Source organism: Candidatus Protochlamydia sp. R18 (assembly GCF_000648255.1).
Lineage (GTDB): Bacteria > Chlamydiota > Chlamydiia > Chlamydiales > Parachlamydiaceae > Protochlamydia > Protochlamydia amoebophila.
The window spans coordinates 1-1982 of record NZ_BASL01000671.1 but is presented as its reverse complement, the minus strand read 5'-3'; the positions used below and the strand labels follow the sequence as shown (position 1 = coordinate 1982).

General features: G+C 33.3%; 4 protein-coding genes. All 4 read right to left on the bottom strand.

Annotated features, from left to right (window positions below):
- Nucleotides 1-44: 44 nt before the first annotated feature.
- Nucleotides 45-566: a hypothetical protein gene (locus TY19_RS04810; RefSeq protein WP_042280581.1), complete on the bottom strand. Its 522-nt coding sequence runs from the start codon at nucleotides 564-566 to the stop codon at nucleotides 45-47.
- A 63-nt stretch (nucleotides 567-629) separates the two neighbouring features.
- The gene (locus tag TY19_RS04805) at nucleotides 630-1130 is read right to left on the bottom strand and encodes a hypothetical protein (RefSeq protein WP_042280624.1); all 501 of its coding nucleotides are present in this window, start codon (nucleotides 1128-1130) and stop codon (nucleotides 630-632) included.
- An 86-nt stretch (nucleotides 1131-1216) separates the two neighbouring features.
- Nucleotides 1217-1738 carry a hypothetical protein gene (locus tag TY19_RS04800; protein ID WP_042280581.1) on the bottom strand — a complete coding sequence of 174 codons (522 nt, stop codon included), beginning with the start codon at nucleotides 1736-1738 and terminating at the stop codon, nucleotides 1217-1219.
- A gap of 63 nt (nucleotides 1739-1801) precedes the next feature.
- The coding region (locus TY19_RS16175; RefSeq protein ID WP_042280588.1) for a hypothetical protein at nucleotides 1802-1982 on the bottom strand (181 nt) is incomplete at its 5' end.

Below are 1982 nucleotides of genomic sequence, written 5' to 3'. Positions count from 1 at the left end.
TTATCATTTATAAAAACGTTTGAAGCTCTAGAATATCTACTAAATTACTTTATTTTAACAAAACTGAACAAGTTGTTTATCAATGTCTGGATAATCTTTAATGCTGATTCCCACCAACTTGGTTTTGCTATAATTTCTTGCCTTATTGAATTCGTAAATAAAGAAATATTGTCAGTCTTTTTTTCAACTACGGCTTGTTGATCAAGATCAGCATTTGTATTTAAACTTTCTTTTACCTTGCATAAAGGAGGTCTAAAATCCCTTAAAAACTGCTCATGGTCATCCATTAACTTTTGCATTTCTGCTTTATGCTTTTGCACCTCTGCTTTATATTCTTGCCTCTCAGCTTTATATTCTTGCCTCTCTGCCTTATGCTTTTGCATCAGCTTTTCAATTGTTTGAATCGCTGAAACAAGTTCAAGTTGATTAGGACTTTTAGAAAGCTTGCTCACTTTCTTTTGAACACCACCTAAACGAGAATTCGTAACAATTTTTCTTGCTGGATTTGCTAAGGGATAATCAAAAGAGCCCATTGAAGGGCTTAAGGGGCTTGAATGTATTGACATATTTAACGTTCCTATAATCTTTATCATTTATAAAACGTTTGAAGCTCTAGAATCTCTACTAAATTACTTTATTTTAACAAAACTGAATAAGCTGTTCATTAATGTCTGGATAACCTTTAATGCCGTTTCCAACCAACTTGGCTTTGCTATATTTTCTTGACTTGTTAAATTCGTAAATGAGGAAACGTTGTCAGTCTCTTTTTCAACTACGGCTTGTTGATCGGTTTCAGTATTTGTATTTAAACTTTCTTTTACCTGGCGTGGAGGGGGTCTAAAATCTCTTAAAAACTGTTCATGATCATCCATTAATTTTTGCATTCTTGCTTCATGCTCTTGAACCCTTGCTTCATGTTCTTGAACCCTTGCTTCATGCTCTTTTATAAGATTTTGCATGATTTGAATCGTAGAGATAGATTCAGGTTGGGTAGGTCTTTCAGCAAGCTTGCTCACTTTTTTTTGAACATCGCCTAAACGAGAATTCGTAACAATTTCTCTTGCTGGATTTGCCAAGGGATAATCGAAAGAGCACATTGAAGGGCTTAAGGGGCTTGAATGTATTGACATATTAGAAAATCCTATAAACTTTAAAATAAAGCAGCTTTATCATTATCATTTATAAAAACGTTTGAAGCTCTAGAATATCTACTAAATTACTTTATTTTAACAAAACTGAACAAGTTGTTTATCAATGTCTGGATAATCTTTAATGCTGATTCCCACCAACTTGGTTTTGCTATAATTTCTTGCCTTATTGAATTCGTAAATAAAGAAATATTGTCAGTCTTTTTTTCAACTACGGCTTGTTGATCAAGATCAGCATTTGTATTTAAACTTTCTTTTACCTTGCATAAAGGAGGTCTAAAATCCCTTAAAAACTGCTCATGGTCATCCATTAACTTTTGCATTTCTGCTTTATGCTTTTGCACCTCTGCTTTATATTCTTGCCTCTCAGCTTTATATTCTTGCCTCTCTGCCTTATGCTTTTGCATCAGCTTTTCAATTGTTTGAATCGCTGAAACAAGTTCAAGTTGATTAGGACTTTTAGAAAGCTTGCTCACTTTCTTTTGAACACCACCTAAACGAGAATTCGTAACAATTTTTCTTGCTGGATTTGCTAAGGGATAATCAAAAGAGCCCATTGAAGGGCTTAAGGGGCTTGAATGTATTGACATATTTAACGTTCCTATAATCTTTATCATTTATAAAACGTTTGAAGCTCTAGAATCTCTACTAAATTACTTTATTTTAACAAAACTGAATAAGCTGTTCATTAATGTCTGGATAACCTTTAATGCCGTTTCCAACCAACTTGGCTTTGCTATATTTTCTTGACTTGTTAAATTCGTAAATGAGGAAACGTTGTCAGTCTCTTTTTCAACTACGGCTTGTTGATCGGTTTCAGTATTTGTATTTAAA

Excerpts from the sequence above, each read along its gene's own strand:
- TY19_RS04805 (WP_042280624.1), bottom strand. The coding sequence starts at position 1,130 with ATGTCAATACATTCAAGCCCCTTAAGCCCTTCAATGTGCTCTTTCGAT.
- TY19_RS04800 (WP_042280581.1), bottom strand. The coding sequence starts at position 1,738 with ATGTCAATACATTCAAGCCCCTTAAGCCCTTCAATGGGCTCTTTTGAT.
- TY19_RS04810 (WP_042280581.1), bottom strand. The coding sequence starts at position 566 with ATGTCAATACATTCAAGCCCCTTAAGCCCTTCAATGGGCTCTTTTGAT.